This is a genomic window from Bdellovibrio sp. ZAP7, from assembly GCF_006874645.1.
Classification (GTDB): domain Bacteria; phylum Bdellovibrionota; class Bdellovibrionia; order Bdellovibrionales; family Bdellovibrionaceae; genus Bdellovibrio.
The window spans coordinates 1,197,674-1,214,925 of sequence record NZ_CP030082.1 but is presented as its reverse complement, the minus strand read 5'-3'; the positions used below and the strand labels follow the sequence as shown (position 1 = coordinate 1,214,925).

General features: G+C 45.5%; 20 protein-coding genes. 11 read left to right on the top strand and 9 right to left on the bottom strand.

Going from position 1 to position 17,252, the window contains the following annotated elements; all coding sequences use genetic code 11:
* Positions 1 to 34: 34 nt before the first annotated feature.
* Genes rpe through lptG form a run of 4 tightly spaced genes read right to left on the bottom strand, consistent with a single transcriptional unit; the run spans position 35 to position 3,321 of the window.
* Positions 35 to 661, bottom strand: a complete 627-nt coding sequence (gene rpe / locus DOM22_RS05935; protein ID WP_142702117.1) for a ribulose-phosphate 3-epimerase — start codon at positions 659 to 661, stop codon at positions 35 to 37.
* 1 nt (position 662) lies between these two features.
* On the bottom strand, positions 663 to 1,607 hold the full coding sequence (gene fmt, locus DOM22_RS05930) for a methionyl-tRNA formyltransferase (RefSeq protein WP_142699489.1): 945 nt from the start codon (positions 1,605 to 1,607) through the stop codon (positions 663 to 665).
* Positions 1,600 to 2,214, bottom strand: a complete 615-nt coding sequence (def, locus tag DOM22_RS05925) for a peptide deformylase (protein ID WP_142699488.1) — start codon at positions 2,212 to 2,214, stop codon at positions 1,600 to 1,602. The genes fmt and def overlap by 8 nt, the downstream gene beginning before the upstream one ends.
* 27 nt (positions 2,215 to 2,241) lie before the next feature.
* The gene (gene lptG, locus DOM22_RS05920; RefSeq protein ID WP_142699487.1) at positions 2,242 to 3,321 is read right to left on the bottom strand and encodes an LPS export ABC transporter permease LptG; all 1,080 of its coding nucleotides are present in this window, start codon (positions 3,319 to 3,321) and stop codon (positions 2,242 to 2,244) included.
* A gap of 48 nt (positions 3,322 to 3,369) precedes the next feature.
* Between lptG and DOM22_RS05915 the strand changes: the two genes are divergently transcribed.
* The 5 genes from DOM22_RS05915 to DOM22_RS05895 are packed head-to-tail and all read left to right on the top strand — an operon-like array spanning position 3,370 to position 7,254.
* Positions 3,370 to 4,491 carry a PleD family two-component system response regulator gene (locus DOM22_RS05915; protein ID WP_256373421.1) on the top strand — a complete coding sequence of 374 codons (1,122 nt, stop codon included), beginning with the start codon at positions 3,370 to 3,372 and terminating at the stop codon, positions 4,489 to 4,491.
* A 53-nt stretch (positions 4,492 to 4,544) separates the two neighbouring features.
* On the top strand, positions 4,545 to 5,369 hold the full coding sequence (nadC, locus tag DOM22_RS05910) for a carboxylating nicotinate-nucleotide diphosphorylase (RefSeq protein ID WP_142699485.1): 825 nt from the start codon (positions 4,545 to 4,547) through the stop codon (positions 5,367 to 5,369).
* Entirely contained in the window at positions 5,369 to 6,124 is a 756-nt protein-coding gene (locus DOM22_RS05905; protein ID WP_142699484.1) for a biotin synthetase, read from the top strand. Before nadC ends, DOM22_RS05905 begins: the two co-directional genes overlap by 1 nt.
* Positions 6,125 to 6,158: 34 nt before the next feature.
* Entirely contained in the window at positions 6,159 to 6,707 is a 549-nt protein-coding gene (locus tag DOM22_RS05900; protein ID WP_142699483.1) for a thioredoxin family protein, read from the top strand.
* Positions 6,708 to 6,711: 4 nt separating this feature from the next.
* Entirely contained in the window at positions 6,712 to 7,254 is a 543-nt protein-coding gene (locus DOM22_RS05895; protein ID WP_142699482.1) for a GyrI-like domain-containing protein, read from the top strand.
* 33 nt (positions 7,255 to 7,287) lie between these two features.
* On the opposite strand, the gene DOM22_RS05890 is transcribed toward DOM22_RS05895, so the two are convergent.
* Positions 7,288 to 8,847: a methyl-accepting chemotaxis protein gene (locus tag DOM22_RS05890; RefSeq protein WP_142699481.1), complete on the bottom strand. Its 1,560-nt coding sequence runs from the start codon at positions 8,845 to 8,847 to the stop codon at positions 7,288 to 7,290.
* Positions 8,848 to 8,995: 148 nt separating this feature from the next.
* On the opposite strand from DOM22_RS05890, the gene DOM22_RS05885 reads away from it, so the two are divergent.
* A complete protein-coding gene (locus DOM22_RS05885) occupies positions 8,996 to 9,637 on the top strand; it encodes a Crp/Fnr family transcriptional regulator (RefSeq protein ID WP_142699480.1) in 642 nt (213 codons plus the stop codon).
* Here the strand turns inward: DOM22_RS05885 and DOM22_RS05880 are convergent.
* Both DOM22_RS05880 and DOM22_RS05875 read right to left on the bottom strand, forming a co-directional pair.
* Positions 9,634 to 10,956 carry a hypothetical protein gene (locus DOM22_RS05880; RefSeq protein ID WP_142699479.1) on the bottom strand — a complete coding sequence of 441 codons (1,323 nt, stop codon included), beginning with the start codon at positions 10,954 to 10,956 and terminating at the stop codon, positions 9,634 to 9,636. The genes DOM22_RS05885 and DOM22_RS05880 overlap by 4 nt on opposite strands.
* A 46-nt stretch (positions 10,957 to 11,002) precedes the next feature.
* Positions 11,003 to 11,629, bottom strand: coding sequence for a TetR/AcrR family transcriptional regulator (locus DOM22_RS05875; protein WP_142699478.1), 627 nt, complete (start codon positions 11,627 to 11,629; stop codon positions 11,003 to 11,005).
* A 233-nt stretch (positions 11,630 to 11,862) separates the two neighbouring features.
* Between DOM22_RS05875 and DOM22_RS05870 the strand changes: the two genes are divergently transcribed.
* Both DOM22_RS05870 and DOM22_RS05865 read left to right on the top strand, forming a co-directional pair.
* Complete coding sequence (locus tag DOM22_RS05870) at positions 11,863 to 12,198, top strand: TIGR02147 family protein (RefSeq protein ID WP_142699477.1); 336 nt, start codon at positions 11,863 to 11,865, stop codon at positions 12,196 to 12,198.
* 29 nt (positions 12,199 to 12,227) lie between these two features.
* Positions 12,228 to 12,587, top strand: a complete 360-nt coding sequence (locus DOM22_RS05865) for a hypothetical protein (RefSeq protein ID WP_142699476.1) — start codon at positions 12,228 to 12,230, stop codon at positions 12,585 to 12,587.
* Between the two features lie 58 nt (positions 12,588 to 12,645).
* Here the strand turns inward: DOM22_RS05865 and DOM22_RS05860 are convergent, their stop codons facing one another.
* Complete coding sequence (locus DOM22_RS05860) at positions 12,646 to 13,401, bottom strand: TerC family protein (RefSeq protein ID WP_142699475.1); 756 nt, start codon at positions 13,399 to 13,401, stop codon at positions 12,646 to 12,648.
* 158 nt (positions 13,402 to 13,559) lie between these two features.
* On the opposite strand from DOM22_RS05860, the gene DOM22_RS05855 reads away from it, so the two are divergent.
* Positions 13,560 to 14,876, top strand: a complete 1,317-nt coding sequence (locus DOM22_RS05855; RefSeq protein WP_142699474.1) for a C1 family peptidase — start codon at positions 13,560 to 13,562, stop codon at positions 14,874 to 14,876.
* Positions 14,866 to 15,267, top strand: a complete 402-nt coding sequence (locus tag DOM22_RS05850) for a hypothetical protein (protein WP_246845860.1) — start codon at positions 14,866 to 14,868, stop codon at positions 15,265 to 15,267. Before DOM22_RS05855 ends, DOM22_RS05850 begins: the two co-directional genes overlap by 11 nt.
* Here the strand turns inward: DOM22_RS05850 and DOM22_RS05845 are convergent.
* A complete protein-coding gene (locus DOM22_RS05845) occupies positions 15,264 to 15,977 on the bottom strand; it encodes an SIMPL domain-containing protein (RefSeq protein ID WP_142699473.1) in 714 nt (237 codons plus the stop codon). The two genes, DOM22_RS05850 and DOM22_RS05845, sit on opposite strands and share 4 nt — an antisense overlap.
* A gap of 143 nt (positions 15,978 to 16,120) precedes the next feature.
* On the opposite strand from DOM22_RS05845, the gene DOM22_RS05840 reads away from it, so the two are divergent.
* Complete coding sequence (locus DOM22_RS05840) at positions 16,121 to 16,777, top strand: OmpA family protein (RefSeq protein ID WP_142699472.1); 657 nt, start codon at positions 16,121 to 16,123, stop codon at positions 16,775 to 16,777.
* Positions 16,778 to 17,252: the final 475 nt, after the last annotated feature.

Sequence of the window (17,252 nt, the reverse complement as noted above, 5' to 3'; positions counted from 1 at the left end):
GGCGGTTCCGCGCTGCATTCCGAAAAGGGAACTGTTACCTGAGGGAAGCGATGGCTTTTTTGTAGTCTTGACTGAAGACGTAGCTGCCGGCGACGAAGACGTCGGCTTCGTTGCAAAGCTTGGCTGTTTCGGCGTTGATACCACCGTCGACTTCGATCAGGCAGTTTAGGTTTTGTTTGGAAATTTCTTGGCGCAAGCGAGAGATCTTGGCGATCTGCCCGTGCATGAAAGACTGACCACCGAATCCAGGTTCCACCGTCATCACCAAAACCAAATCGCACAGATTTAGCAATGGAATAACCGTATCGATCGAAGTTCCAGGACGCAGAGTGATCCCCGCCTTTGCACCCAACGCCGTGATTTGGCGAAGAACCGATGCGGGATCTTTTGTTGCTTCCACATGGATCGTCAAATAATCAGCGCCGGCTTTGATGAAATCCGCCACGTATTTTTCAGGTTCAGTGATCATCAAATGAACATCTAAAGGAATCGGAGAAACTTTTTTAAGGGCTTTCACAACCGGAATACCGATTGTCAGATTTGGAACGAAGTGACCGTCCATCACATCAACATGGGCCCAGTCTGCTCCGGCAGCGGCGATTGCTTTCACCTCTTTTTCAAGGTTTGCAAAGTCCGCGGACAGAATCGAAGGGGCAACCATTTTAGCCAATGTGATCTCCTGGTTTCAAAGTGTGGCCTTTTAAGAAATCGGCAACTTTCATACGATTGCGGGATTCAGGCTGAACTTCAAGCAATTTCAATAATCCATCACCCGTTGCGACAGTCACAGAGTCTGCGTCAACCGCCGTCACTGTGCCTGGCTTAGCTGAACCCGATGCGGGCAAAGGCCGCACAACATGGAGTTTTAATTTTTTACCATCAATCACTGTGTAAGTACCCGGTCCATAAACGAAACCACGAACTTTACCGTCGATGGACTTCGCTGACTTGCTCCAATCAACCAAAGACTCTGCCTTGTCGATTTTTGGTGCAATCGTCACCAAAGATTCATCTTGAGGAATTGGCGCCAAATTTCCGCGCACATAATCCATCAACTCCACTCGCAATAAATCTGCACCCAAGTCAGCCAGCACATCGTGCAACTGTAAAGCATGCATTTCGGGAGTGATCTTCACGCGACGAATACCAATAATGTCGCCCGCGTCTAATTTCTTTACCATTTTTTGCAAAGCCACGCCGGATTCTTCATCGCCTGCTTCGATCGCACGTTGAATTGGAGCAGCTCCGCGCCAGCGCGGCAGGATCGAACCGTGGACATTCACGCATCCAAAGCGGAATGAATCCATAAAGTCTTGAGTCAGGATTTGACCGAAAGCCACGACAACGCCGACTTCCGCTCCCCAGGAGCGAATTTCAGCGACGGCTTCAGGATCTTTTTTAAGGGATTCAGGGGTTAGAACTTTAAGACCGTGCTCAAGTGCTAGGACTTTTACCGGGCTTGGAGTGAGTTGCATTTTGCGACCCGCAGGACGATCCGGCTGAGTCACAACTCCGACAACTTCAAAATGTTCATCTGCAAGCAAGGCCTTCAAAGATGTGACAGCAAATTCTGGTGTCCCCAGGAAGCAGACGCGGACCTTACTCACGCTCTTCGCCTTCAACTTGTTTTGAACGAGCTTTTTCCAATTCTTCTTTCGTTGGATAGCCGTGCTTTTGAATTTGTTTTTTGATCTTGTTGGATTTTACGAAGCTCAAGTGATCGATGAACAATGTGCCTTCAAGGTGATCCAATTCGTGTTGCATGCAGATCGCAAGCAAACCATCCGTTTTCACGATGAACTCTTTGCCATTCACATCATAGGCTTTCATTTCGATGTAATCGTAACGCTCAACGGTTTCGTAATAACCTGGAACCGACAGGCAACCTTCGTCAAAAGTCGTTTTACCTTCACCTTTAACGATCGTTGGGTTGATCAACACCAAAGGTTGCTCAACTTGTTTTTCCAAATCAGTCATTTCTTGATCTTTATAACGACGGCCCTTTTCGTCTTTGGGGCGAGTGTCGATGACGATCATACGGCGAAGCTCGCCCACTTGGGGAGCTGCTAAACCGATACCGTGAGCATCGTACATAGTTTCAATCATGTCCTCTTGAAGCTTTTTAAGCTCAGGTGTGCCGAACTCAGATAGCGATACAGGGTCTGCGACCTCGCGCAATCTTGGGTCAGGGAAAGTGAGGATTTTCATGATCATAGGGCCTCCAACGAGGCCCCCATTATATCAGCGTTTCAGCCTTTTGAGAAGGACCAAGGCCAATCCGGTCATTAAGATATTCGGGGCCCAAGCGGCTGCCACCGGAGGTATTGACCCATGCTGCCCCAGAGTAATTCCAGAGGAATACATCACGTAATAGGCGAAAACCAGGCCCAGACAGATACCCAGATTGATCATAGTCCCGCCTGAACGGCCTCTCCCCACACTAAAAGGGAGTCCTAAAAGACTCATGACAAGCCCCGCAAAGGCAAAGCTATATTTCGACTGATAGCCCACCTCATAGGCAATAGTATCCAAACCCGCATCTTTATTCTTCATGATGAAATGCTTTAGTTCGCCCTGGGACATCATTTCAGCTGTCTGACCCGCACTTTGCAGATCCTTGGAATCTTCGGCCATCACGATGCTTTTGGTTTTAAAATCTGTGGTCAAAGGGAAGCTGGAATCCTTAGTAAACAAGGTCACCGTCCCCGTATTTAAGAGCCACTGACTGCCTTTAATTTCAACGTCGTGAGCGGTGATCATCTGAATCAAATCCCACTCGTCGCTAAAGAAGTACATCGTCAAACCTTGAGCGCGATCACCCTTGGCACTCAAGGTTTTGATATTGAAAATCGCATCTTTCGTGCGGTACCAAATCTTATTGGTTTTCACCGTCGAAAAGCGATGCGGCTCTTTTTTAAGCTCATAGTACAAGATGTAGTTCTTTTGAGTGTTCGCGCGAGGAACCAGGCGATCGGTCATAAAATAACCACCCAAAGAAATCAGCGTCACCCAGAACAAAACCGGAGTCGCGATACGTAGAAGACTCATCCCTGCCGAAAATAACGCGACGAGTTCATTATTCTTGTTTAAGTTCGTCAGAGTCAGGATTGTGCCCAATAAACAAGCGACCGGAAGAAGTTTCGAAATAATGTCAGGAAACGAGTAAAGGTAGTAAGTGAAAATCGTGGTTGTGCTGACACCTTTGTATTCAGAAATCGTCGACATCGCATCGACAGCCGTGAACAACGTCAGGAAAATCAAAAGGCCACCCAGGAAGTAACCGAAGAAAAGCCAAGATGTGTATCGATCAATTCTGTTCATTCTTAGAGTTTCCTTGACTCAGGTCCAAAATCCTATTTAACTTTGCTTATGGCTTTACGCGTCTTACTTGCAGATGAGAGTTCCACAATCAAAAAGGTAATGCAACTGGCATTGTCCGACTTCGCGGTCGAAGTAAAAGCAGTCCCTGTGGGTCTTGACGTTTTACCTGTCACGAAAAGCTTCAAACCAGATATTATTTTTGCAGACGTACTTTTGACAAAAAGAAACGGCTACGAAGTCAGCCAGGAACTTAAAAACGATCCCGAAACTGCAAATATTCCCGTCGTTTTGATGTGGAGTGGCTTCATGGAAATCGATGAAGGTAAAGTCTCTGAATCCAAAGCCGACGACCGCTTGGAAAAGCCCTTCGATGCAGAGCACCTGCGTGGTTTGGTGAACAAACTCGTTAAAAAAACATCTGAAAATCCCGTTAGCCCATACCTGACATTCCCCGAAATGCCTGAATTTGAAGAAATGCCGGCAGAGAGCGGAGTGCAGATGCCTGCCGAAAACTCTGAGTTAAGTTTAGATGCGATTCCAGAGATCAGCGAAGACGAAGCTTTAAGCTTGGATATACCTGATGAGGAATTCGCTTCTGTTCCTTTGACGACGCCTAAAAGCGAAGAGGAAATGGACGAAAATGGCTGGGCTCATCAGGATTTAACAAAATTTAAATTGAACATCCCTCAGGCCGAAACAGACGATTTTGCGTCTAAGTTTGTAATTCCTCAAGACGAGGATCTTTCAAACGCGCACATCGAAGTTTCTGGAAATTTTGAAGAGATCAGTTTTGAAGAAAACGGTCCCGATCTGACTGACAGACCGACAACTGTGGCAGCGAAGGCTCCCCCACAAGCTTTACCTGAGGATTCTTTCTTAGGAAAAGTCGAAAAATCTGTAAAAGATCAAATGATGGAGACCTTAAACAAAGGTCCTTCTGCAAATAAAGCGCAACCGAGTGCTGCAGGGGCAAAACCCTCACCGGCTAATGCTCAGGGTAAAACCCAATCCAAGGTGGACTTGTCCAACGAAATGATGGAAAAGATTGTTCGTGAGGAAGCTCGCGAAGTGATTGAATCCGTTTGCTGGAAACTCCTTCCCGAGATCGCAGAACGTATCGTTCGCGAAGAGTTGAATAAACTTATGCGCGAAACCGAGAAATCTATCTAGTACCTTCTTTTCCGTTCACCCTCACATCAAGGTACGCCTACATGTGAGGTTCTATGACATTGGTTGAATTAATCCGCGCCGCTATCAAAGAAGACATGCCTAATGGCGATGTCACAACAGAATCACTCGCACTCACTCCAAAAATCGGCAGAGCTCGTTTAAAAGCCAAAGAAGACCTGGTTCTTTCTGGTGCAGCTCCATTTGAGCAAACGATGCAAACCCTTGAACCTAACTGCCGCGTGAAATGGCATTTCGAAGAGGGCGATGAAGTCCTGAATGGCCAAATCATCTGCACGATCGAAGGCGACCTCGTACAAATCTTGAAAGCCGAACGCGTGGCTTTGAATTTCTTAGGTCACTTGTCAGGGATCGCGACGGTCACTCGCCGCTTTGTAAAACAAGTTCAGCATACAAAAACTAAAATCCTGGATACTCGCAAAACCACTCCTGGTTACCGCGAGCTTGAGAAAAAAGCCGTGCTTCATGGTGGTGGCGTCAATCACCGCATGAACTTAAGCACCGCGATTCTTATCAAAGACAACCACATCTCTGTCATGGGTGGAATCACGGCTGCCGTGAACCGCACGCGCGAGCACAGCAATCTTCCGATGGAAGTGGAAACTCGCACGTTGGCAGAAGTGAAAGAAGCTGTTGGCTTGAACGTAAAGCACCTTCTTTTGGATAACATGGATAACGACATGCTAAAGCAAGCTTTGGCATTGGTTCCAGAAGGCGTTCACACAGAGGCCAGCGGCAACATGAATTTGGCGCGCGTTCGCTCCGTGGCAGAACTTGGCGTAAGCTTTATCTCTGTCGGCGCGTTGACTCATTCAGCTCCGGTTGCTGACGTTTCATTGATCTTTGCCTGGGAGGAATAATGACCAACGAAAATCCCATGAGTGAAATTCGCATCGGAGATGTGACCGCCAAGTGGGCTCGTAACAATCACCTGCATGTGGAATACAAACATCAGCAAGAAAGCACGAACCTGACTGCCAAAGAATTGGCATTCGAAGAAGACTTGTTGGAACAACAGCTTTGTCTGTTCGTGACAGATCACCAGACAGCGGGGCGCGGTCGTGGTAAAAACATGTGGACTGATTCTGAGCCGGGCTCTTCCCTATTAAGTTCTTGGTCTTACCTTTTGCCGATGATGCCGCAACCGACAGCTTCATGCCTGGTGGGTTTGGCTGTGTATCGGGCCTGCTCGGCAACTTGGCCGTTTTTGAAATGGAACTTGAAAGCACCGAATGACATTTACATCGGTGACAAAAAAGTGGCGGGTATTCTTTTAGAAAATGTCGCACAAGCGGATGAAGTTCGCTTCATCATCGGTTTGGGTGTCAATATCACGTCATCTCCTAAGTCTGTGGAAACTTCGACAAGCATTTTGGAATCTTTGCCCGAAGGCGCGCCTTTATTAGGTGAAGACTACACAGCGTTCTTGGATCGCTTGATGTTTGAATTAACAGATGCGGCTTCACACTGTGACCAACCTTTAAGCCCGACGGAGCAGTTGTCTTTGCTAACCGCTTTGAACCTACATCCATTACTAAAGGAAAAGTACACGGCGATGGAAGCGGATGGCAGCCTTTACCAAGGCAAAAAAAAGATCAGCTGGGCTGATCTTTAGAGACTCGAAAATCGAAAATGGAGGTTGATTAGATATGGCTACTACGTTTACTCCGTTTCCTGATTTGGGGAATGCCACTCCGGACTTTAAACTTCCGGCAGTTGATGGCAAAACTTACTCATTAAAAGATTTTTCCAATGGAAAACCACTGGTAGTGATGTTTATTTGTGCTCACTGCCCGTATGTTCAAGCTGTTGAGGAACGCTTGATCGCTCTGGGAACTGATCTTAAAAAAGACGGTGTCAATGTCGTGGGAATTTGCTCGAATGATCCCAAAGATCATCCTGAAGATTCCTTTGAAGCCTTGGCAAAACGCTGGAAAGAAAAGAACTACTCTTTCACATATCTGGTCGATGAATCACAGGAAGTGGCGAAGGCTTTCGGCGCCGTTTGTACGCCTGATTTCTTTGTCTATGACGGTGCTTTAAAGCTTACGTACCGTGGTCGCCTGGATAATTCGTGGAAAGATGCCAACAAAGTCACTCAGCGCGAGTTGTATGATGCGGTTCAATCACTTTTAAAAAATCAAAAAGTTACTGAAGAACAAACAGCCTCTATGGGCTGTTCAATTAAATGGAAGTAGTACAATGAGATATATTTTAGTTTTCGTCGTGGTGACGGTTATTTCTTTCGGTGTTTATCTAGCGACTTATTTGGGCGCATTCAAAGGCGTGCAAATTTCTGAAGTTCAACAAGGCCCGTTCAAAACGATTTACATTGAACACGTAGGCCCCTACCACAAAGTGAATAAGGTAATCGAACGCGTTGAAAAATTCATGAAGGAAAAGGGCGTTACTTGCCAACGTACTTTTGGTGAATACCTTGATGATCCTCGCCAAGTTGAAGAAGCCCGTCTGCGCTCTAAAGTTGGGTGCATTATCGAAGCGATGCCAGCAGGAGCGCCAGAAGAAATGAAAGAGGGTGAAATCCCGGCTCATGCCTATGTACAAGCGGTCTTTACCGGCTCACCAGGCATCGGACCTTTGAAAGTATATCCGCGTGTTGAAGCTTATCTTTTAGATAAGAAACTGGAACAAACAGGTGCTGCGGTGGAAATTTACGAGATCCACTCGATCTCGGAAAAAGCCGCCATGACGACGACATACTTGTTCCCAGTAAAAGCCAAATAACGAAAAAGCCGCTTCAAAAGAGCGGCTTTTTTTCTATTTTACCCCGAAAACCACGCCTTCTAAGATATCTACCGACGATTTCAGCTTGGTGGACTGCGAGGAGAGTTCCTCTGCCGAAGCAGCTGCTTCTTCAGAGACTGCGGCGTTTTGTTGAGTGGTTTGATCCAATTGATTCATCGCCTGCCCGATTTGGGCAATGCCTCGACTTTGCTCTTCACTTGATTCAGAGATATTTCCATTCAGCTCCGCCATACGATTGACAGCCTCTAAAATTTCCTCAAACACAGCGCCACCTTTTTGGGCTTGGGCTTCACCGGTTTCAATGCGCGCGGCACTTTCATTGATCAAAGCAGCGATGCCTTTAGCCGCCTCGCCGCTGCGCTGAGCAAGGCCGCGAACAGCATCAGCCACCACGGCAAAGCCTTTCCCCTGCTCACCCGCGCGCGCGGCTTCTACCGCCGCGTTCAAGGCCAAGAGATTTGTTTGAAAAGCGATGTCATCAATCACTGCGGTGATCTCGACGACTTTTTTAGAGTCTGCTGAAATCTGGGTCATAGAATGCACAAGTTCTTGAATCTGCTTGCCCCCAAGGCTTGCCACTTTCGTTGCCGACAATGCCAACGCCGCAGCTTCTTTCGCACTTTCAGAGTTATGCTTTACCATCGAAGACATCTCTTCCATAGTCGCCACTGTTTCCTCTAATGAGGAAGCTTGCACCGTGGAGGCCTTGGAAAGGGAGCTCGAAGATTCAGCTATCTGTTGCGCAGCTTTCTCTACATGTTCACCTGATTCTTTTAAAACTTTTGAAACATCCTGCAACTGCCCCAGCGCTCCCTTTACAAAGAACGCCGCGATCACTAAAGACACCAAACTTCCCGAGAACACGAATATCGCCATAAACGTCGTTGGGGAACTATCACCTTTACTGATTTCCGCCGCTTTGGCTTCCTTCACGTTACTATGAACAGCAAACACACCGTGAAGCTTGCCGTCCTTCCAGTCTTCCATCGGATAGCCCAAAATATCTTTGCCATTTTTCCAGGGACTGGTGGAGGGGTGACCGTGACAAGTCAGACAGCCAAAAGACTCTTTCAAACGCACTGGACGATACACGCTGACTTCATTTTCGGTGTTGATAATAAATTCTTGGAGGTTTTTATCCTGCTCGAATTTTTTAAAGATTTCCATCTCCACCGGGGTTGCAGTATTTTTCTTATCGCGCGGCTCATCAGAGAACACACGGAAGCGATAATGTTCTTTTTCAGATTCGGAAGCACCGATGGCCATTCCCGCATAAATCGGAACTTGCTGCAAAATGATCTTACGATCCTCTTCAGTCAATTGCGAAGAATCTGTATAGAGTTTGGTATAGCGCTCAATCATCGGCTGTAATCCGCCCTGGTTGGCAACGTACCTGGAAGCCGCATTCAACCGGGAGTGGATAGTTCGCGCTTTATCCACGAGACTGGAACGAAACTGAACACCATTGAAATACAATCCTGTGGCCAGAGCGCACATCGCGCAAATCATACAAGACACAATCACCGAGCAAATGAATTTGAATTTCAATCCGCGCCCACTAAACCACTTCACTCTCTTACCTCCACTGAACCAAACAAAAGATGCTTCATTGAAATAATTATGATGGGAAGCACCGGGGGGCTAAGAATGATTTGTATCTTTGACGGATATGATGCAAATCATACGGCGTGGAAATTCCTTATGATAGGGGCTCGTGTTTATGAAGCACTCTTCGAAGCAATGCCAAAACTGTTTTCTTTTAAATCGTAAGCTGAAGCTTAAAGACACAACGGCAACTGCGCTGCTTAAAGCCAAATCCATTCATCAGGTTAATTCTGCAAGCTGCGTGATCAGTCAGGGCTGCTTACCGATGAGTATGTTTTGCGTCGCCGAAGGAAAAATTAACACCATCGAAAGAGATCTCGAAGGTCGGGAGCACTTAGTTTCCAGCTTCACAGCCAATCACCTTTTTCCCCTGACCAGCACCGTCTCAGATGAACCGACAAGGCTGGAATATGTAGCCGAGGGAAAGTCTCGCCTGTGCAGCTTCCCGCTTAAAACTGTGCGCGAACTGATTTCAGTAGATTCCAATCTGGCGTTGCTATTATTGCAAAGCGCTTGTCAGCGTGGAATGGATACTTATGAGCGCGTCGTAATACTGCAATCGAAAAGTGCCGTGGAAAAGGTTCTAAGAACTTTAGAACATTTCAAGGACGAGGACGGCTTCTGTCGCCTGACTCGAAAAGAAATTTCTCTATGGACGAATTTGACTGTGGAAACGGTGATCCGCACGCTGACTTCTTTAGAAAAAAAGAATCGCGTGCGTAAAAGCTCGCAAGGTATTCAAATAACGCCGACTTAAAATCGAGCTCTTAGATCATAATGCCGTTCTTTAACCTTTAAGTATTCGGGCTTTTTAAAAGCCCCGTCGACCTTCATAGTTAAAGATATCTTCATTAACGGATCTTGGACTTTAAAGATCCCGTCTTGATAGAACATATAAATGCCTTGTTCTTTAAAGCGCCAGCCATTTTGCAAAGGGAATTGTTCGTCGGGAATCCTTACTTGAATATCCACATCGCCGCCACCGATGGAATGAACGTCCAAGCGACGATAGTTTTTATCATTATAAGTAAAAGGCTCTGTGATGAAGACACCCATCTCTTGAACTTCACGAGCACCTTCGGCATTGATGACATCTCGGGTGCGACGGCTCTCAATTTCAGTTCTGGTTCCGCGCAAGCCTTCAAATTTTTTTACCAGCTCTGACATCCATTCAACGTCTTCTGGGCTCCATTGAGCTTTATTTTGCGCCAACCGTTGTGGCAAGGTCGCCAAATTTTCAGCGGAGCTACCAATCATCCACCAGTCTTTGTCTCCTTCTTTAATAGGAGCTTCAAAACCAGGGACAGCAGAAAATCCCAGCTTCCCGTACATCTTCACACCCAGGCGATCGGCAGGAGTATAGTACATCATTTTACCCGGCTCATGACCCGGATCCTTCAGTTGTTCACGAGCATGTAAAATCAATTGCGCAAAAATTTCGGAAGTTCCAAGTTTGTTTTGGTCTTTATCCACCACGAAATTTGCGGGCTCGAATTTTTTCCCATTATTGCTGGGCATAGTAACCAAGAAGTCTGCTTCCAGCGGAAGCTTCTTCAGTCGAGTTTCCACCCCGACTTTGACGATCTTCATCGTGCCGATCAATCCCTCAGGAAGGTAAGTATCTTGATTGAGCTTTCTAACTTCGATGTAGGTGCTTTGTTCAGCGTAGTGCTCGGCTTCTTTTTTCAGATGAATACGTAAATCCGGCGACCAGTCACGGCGTTCAGAATAAGTTTGCAAAACAAATTCGATATTCTCGTTCACCAGATCGCGAAATTGACCGTCCTGGCTCATCAGGTTTCCACGCGGTCTGAATTTCGTGATGATCGTGCCATATTCCGAAGAAGCTGAATTAAGAATATCTTGGGTGATAACACCAGAACGAGAGTTAAGACCACTGACGATTTGGGTCGTACGAAACATGGCGATATAGTAAGGGGCCATCGACTCCGCATTGACGCCATAGTCACCTAGCGTTTCCGCAGTGACAAAAATGGATTCACATCTGACTTGGGCAAAGGCAGATGTAGCGGTCCAAAGCGATATAATCGTTGCTAAAAGAAAGGCCAACTTCATATTAAATTAGAGAGCAAAACTCGATCCGATCTCTCACAGAGAAATCTCATTTTGAGACAGCGATCGAAAGGCAGCTTTTCAAGCAATCTTTGCGGAGTTGCAGGGACTCTTTGGAATTGCGATTCTCTGAAAGCAAAACCAGATAACATCCCGTCAGCAACACCTGCACCATTTGAGCATTTGAATCTAAGCTCGGCCCCGCCATTCCGGCCTGAGTCAGTAAAAGCTTGATTCTTTGCCGTCCGAGCGCGCTCAGCTCATCATTCCTTTGGCGCATCTCAATGTTATGAGAAGACAAATTAATAAATAACAAAAGCCCCGTGGCTTCCAGCGAATGCTCTGCGGCCCAATCCAAAGTCGCCTTACAATAAACTTCAAAATGCTTTTCAGTCTTTTTCTCTCGAGAAAGTGCTGTTTGCACTTCGTGCTGGAGATGCAAAGTACTTAAATCCAAAAGTTTATTCGCCAATTCCAATTTGTCTTTAAAGTAATGATGCACAAGAGTGCGTGAAATCTTGCACTTCTTTGCGAGATTCCCGAACTGCAATTGTTCAAAACCGTCTTTCTGAATAAGCTCAAGCGCCGTTTCCAATATTTGAAACTGCCGGTGCTCCGAAACGCCCAGACGCTTATTAAATAATGCTTTCTTAAGGTCGAACTGCAAACTCTTCATGATTCCTAATATATCGGAATAATTAGTTAAAAACTAAAATATTGACACTTTGACAATGCCCATAGCGAGCCTCATTAGACATCTGTATTCTCCCCTCGAACACTGAGTACGAAATCGCTGCTCACGGCAGACAAGAAAGACCGCCAATTGCTGGCGGTGAAATACGTCCAGACAGTAAAGATGAAACCTACTGATTATGAGATGGGATCAGCTTTTGAAATAGGAAAAATGCCATGAAGATACCTGATATTTTTGAATTCCTAAACGTGCACCACTTTCTGAAGCAGATCTACGTTTACCGTAAGTCCGTAGAAAGTGGCTTTTCGTATCAGCGCTGGGCTGACGAGATGGGAATTAAAGATCGCTCTTATCTTCGTCAAATTGTAACCGGCAAACGAAGTGTAAACGCTGAGATAAGCGAGAAACTAGAGTACAACATCAAGTTCACAGATTTAGAGCTCCAATACTTTAGGGCTTTGATCAAATACTCGACTGCTGATAGTAAGAATCAACGGGATGAGTTAGGAAAAAAATTGGTAAGTTTAATTAAACAAAAAGAATCCGTATAACTAACTATAACAAAATCCCAGGAGGATTTATGAAAGTAACCCTAGCAGTTATTTTGACAGTAATTGGTCTTCAAGCACATGCCCAAGGTCAAGCAGCTTACGTAGGCCACGATTCCAAAGGCAATGAATGCTCTGTAACTCTTGATACAAACAACAACATTGTTTCATACCGTTATGTAACTAACGACGGTCATGGTGGATATGGCTTCCGTCTGACTGAAGATTTCAAAAATGCCGTGAAACAGGGACAAAGCCCAATCACTTTGAATGAAGGTGGACTTGGTGGGGCTAATCTAAAAATCTGGATTAACAGTGATGGTTCAATGGATGCAAAGTTCAGCAACTTGATTATTCAAAGATCAAGCTGTGAAGAAATGAACCGCCAATAGTCATCTTCGCCATTTGAGATAAAAAAAGCGTGGTTTTTAAGGCCACGCTTTTTTTTGCCTATTTTGGCTCTTCAGCGATACGCTCGCGGAGTTTAACCGGTTCGGTTTTCTTGGACTTGCGCATTTTAATATTCAGCATTTCGACACCGACCGAGAATGCCATCGCAAAGTACACGTAACCCTTTGGAATATGTACTTCCAAAGATTCCACGATCAATGTGAAACCGATCATCAGCAAGAAGCTTAAAGCCAGGATCTTAAGTGAGGGATGAGAATCCACAAAGTTACTGATGGATTTTGCCGAAACAATCATCACACCTGCAGAGATAACCACGGCTGCGATCATCACGCTGATTTCGCTGACCATGCCCACGGCTGTAATCACAGAGTCCAAAGAGAACACCACGTCCAAAAGCAAAATTTGGAAAATGACGGCGTTAAAGGAATGCGCCACGTGATTAGACTGACTCCCCTCGACACCTTCCAATTTGTGGTGAATCTCCATCGTACTTTTTACGATTAAGAACAAACCACCCAACAGAAGAATCAAATCACGACCGGAGATTTCTTGGCCTAATACCGTGAATAGCGGAGCTGTTAATCCAATAATCCAGCTTAAAGAGAAAAGCAAAATCACACGGGTGATAACGGCAAGGCTTAAACCCATCACACGGGCTTTGTCTTGCTGTTCTTTTGGAAGCTTACCTGCCAGAATGGAAATGAAAATAACGTTGTCGATGCCCAGAACCAGTTCCAAGGCAAACAATGTGAAAAACGCGATCCAGATTTGCGGATTCGAAAGCATTTCGATCATGTGAAAAGCACTCCTTTAGTCGTGTATTTTCAACTTAAAGGAGCTGATATCCTTTGGCCACAGAAATTCCATCACTCAATGCTTCATTTCTATTCAAAAATGTTAAGACTTCTCCTATTAAATTGCTCCCCATAGCCTTTCTTCCATCCGATAATCTAATGATGAAGTACTTACCGCTGTTGTGCCTACCATTTCTATTCCCAAGTATCTCCGTTGCCGAATCGACGACTTGCTCTGACGCCAAAGAACTCTATGAAGGAATTAAAGATTCCTACGACAAGACAATCGTAACCAGAACTGTGCAGATACTAAAAATGTCGGTTAAAGCCTGCGGTCAAACGACGCAGCAACTCTTGGGCGTTGATGACAAGTTTCTCGATGGCATGACCAAGGAATCTCGTAAGCGTGAGTTCCTTAGAGTCAAAGACGATCTAGATACTTCTGCCAAATACGGAAACACCACTCAGTTCGAAAAAGAATTCGCAGACTATTCCAAGGAATTCGGCTTTGCTGACTACAAAAATTATCTGGCAGAGAAAAAGCAGCAAGGCCTAGCCGCTGAAGCAAAGGAGCGCAAAGTCTGCACTTCTGTGGATATGAGCAAAGATATGCCACCAGCACGAAACCAAGATTCCGTCGGTTGGTGCTACGCTTTTACGGCGGCAGATCTGATGTCCTATAAATTGAAAAAAAACATCTCTGCCGTCGACATAGCACTCGCATATCAAGATGACTGGATCTCTGGAATGGATCGCGGAATTTTGGGTACCGCCGCACCTGATATCAGAGGTGGCTTCACTGATAAAGCTCTTCAAATGGCATCCAAGAATGGATTCTGTCTGGAAAGTGAATTACCCAGCGAAGACAACCAAGGTGGTAACTTCGCTGCCAATTTGAAGGAATTAGATATTTATGGGCGCAACCAAATTTTGTCACAAAATTTAGCTTGTAATGATCTTTATACTGAAGCGAAAAAAATGTTCCCAAAAATCAATCTTACTGATGTGCAGGATGTCGTTAATAAAACTGTCGAGGAAGATTTCATTTTAGGTTTACGCAATAAAACCTGTAAAAACCGCATTCAGGCAAAACCGGAAGTCGTGATCGTTCAGCGCAAGGGATTTTTCAATGGCCTTAAAGATACCGTGGACAGCGCCGTAAGTGAAGAAAAATACGCTCAGATCATCGATGAACAATTAAGCGCCAACAATCCCCTGAGTCTTGGGATTGACTCCCATGCAATCTATGATCGCCGTGCTCCTGCCTCGACACCCAGCTCGGCAAGCTTTCACGCTGTCACCTTGGTAGGTCGTCGCTTTAACGAAAAAACTGGTCAGTGCGAATACAAAATTAAAAACTCATGGGGCAAGGGATGCTCTTCCCCAGACAAAAGCTACAACTGTAGCCAGGGACAGTTTTGGATGAGCAAACCTGATCTTTTTCGCCGCACGTGGGATGTGACCTATGTTAAATAGTCTACTGACTTTGGCACTCACATTGTCTTTTGCACAAACTCCCCTGACTTGTGAAAAAGGTTTGCTGCGCGAAACCACTGATGGAAAAACCACAGAAATCAAAGCGACGTATTGTTACAATGAAGACAAGACAATCTTAACTTCCACAAGCTGCCAAAAGCTTGATTGCAAGACAGCGTTTAAATTTAAGTTCATCGACAAAAACAAAGTTCTAAACACCACCAGCAATCCTGGATTTAATATTTGTCGTGAATTAAAAGGAACTCCACAGATTGTGGAGTTTAAGGTGGGCCAAGACTGGCACCGACTGGATCGCTGCACTTTTAAGGATGGCAACTTTGTCAGTACCAGTGAACTTATGGGCTTCTATCTGAAGCCCGAACAAAACTAATTAATTTCGTATTCTGCTGTCACTTCAACGCGGACTTTGATTTGCCCCGCACTTAGTTCGGTCGGAGCAGAATCGGCCATCGCTTTCATCGCAAAATTACGCATCAAGGGAACCGGCGGCTGAGTCGTCTGTGCCCCATGACTGATTCTTGTTACGCCTTTGATTTTAACGCCCGCAGCTTTGGCGATTTCTTCGGCCTTCACTTTTGTTGCACGAACTGCGTCACCCAAAGCTGATGTTTCAGCAGCCGAACGTTTATCTGAATCCCAATTGATAGAATTTACGTTCACACCGGAATCTTTTGTTTGCTTATCTGTGACCAAAGCATCCAAGAATGGTCCCGCTTCATCCACTTTGCGCAAAGTGACAACCAAAGATTGCACCACGCGGAAGCCCACCATTTTATTCGTTTGCGTTTTCTGATCGTAAACGTATTCCGGATTCAGGCTGTAGTTATCCGTTTGAATGTCTTCTTTTTTGATTTTAAAATCGTCAAAGACCTTCTTAACTTGTCTGAATTGGTTGGCCGCTGTCTGTTGCGCCACTTTCGCCGTTTGGGCTTTGCTCCAAACCTCTACAGTCATGCTGACAAGGTTTGGATCCAAGCCTTTTTCAGATGTACCACTAACAATAATCATACGGTCTGCCGCCTGAGCCATCCCGGCCCAAAGTGTGACAACCACTACTAAAGCTTTAATCGCTGTTCTCATAAAAACGCTCCTTCGTATAATTCAAGTAACGACGCTTCTCAGAATAAAACAAAACATATATGAGCTCCAGGGGGATTGACGAATTTCGCGCAGCTTGGCAAACTTTGTCTATTCACAAAAGAATAAATGAAGGAGTTCTATTTATGAAAAAACTGGTTCTTATCGGAACAGCGGTGGCAATGATCGCTACTGGATGCGCAACTGCGAACGAAAATCCAAATGCAGCAAAAGGTGCTGGTATTGGTGCCGCTATTGGTGCGGTTGCTGGTGCTGTTATTGGTCACCAAACTGGTAAACGCAACGAAGGTGCATTGATTGGTGCGGCGTTGGGTGCTGGTATCGGTGGTGGCGTAGGTCACCGCATGGATAAACAGGCTAAAGAGCTTGCCAAAATCGCTGAAACAAAAAGAACTGAGCAAGGTTTGATCACGAAACTTAAATCAGACATTTTGTTCGACTCCGGTAAATCTAACTTGAAACCAGCAGCTCAATCCAGCATCGCTGAACTTGCGCAAATCATGAAAAAGTATCCTGAAAACGTTTTGACTATTCGTGGTTATACAGACGACACAGGGACAGCCATGAAGAACAATCCACTTTCAAAAGATCGCGCAGAATCAGTTCGCGCGCAATTGATCATGGGTGGCGTACCCGCAGACACAATCACATCTGTAGGCATGGGCGCATCAAATCCAGTTGACCCTGCGAAGACGGCTGAAGCTCGCGCGAAAAATCGCCGTGTAGAAATCGAAATCACTGTCGACGAATCAAAAGTACCTAAACAAGCGTCTAATCACTAGTGAGCTAAATTCTAAAAGATCACTCAGGAACCACCAGACGAACCCCTGGTGGTTTTTTTATTTCCCTGACCCAAGTCATAAACAAGACTGGTGTGACGTCGCCCGACGTGATGGGAATCATCTCATATTTCAAACTTCCTTGATAAGATATCCCTGTAGCAAAGAAGAACGTTAAAGCTTGAATGCATTAATTCCGGAGCGTTTTTTCCTGCACGTATTTGAATGCACGTTCGTCAAGAGAAGCGGCTGGAGAACATGGATGTTCCTCTCTCCATCTCGGCAGTGTCTCTGGCCCTCTGTAGAATCTCCAATGCGGAGGGCCTTTTATCAAAAATGAAGGGTGGATCTATTCATAACAAAGTTATCACGTACATCTGCAAATGAATGTGCAACTCGAATAAATTCTCCCGCTCCCACCGCATCAACGGTGGGGGATTTTTGTTTAGAGTTGCAATTGCCTTTTGCGGCCAGATAT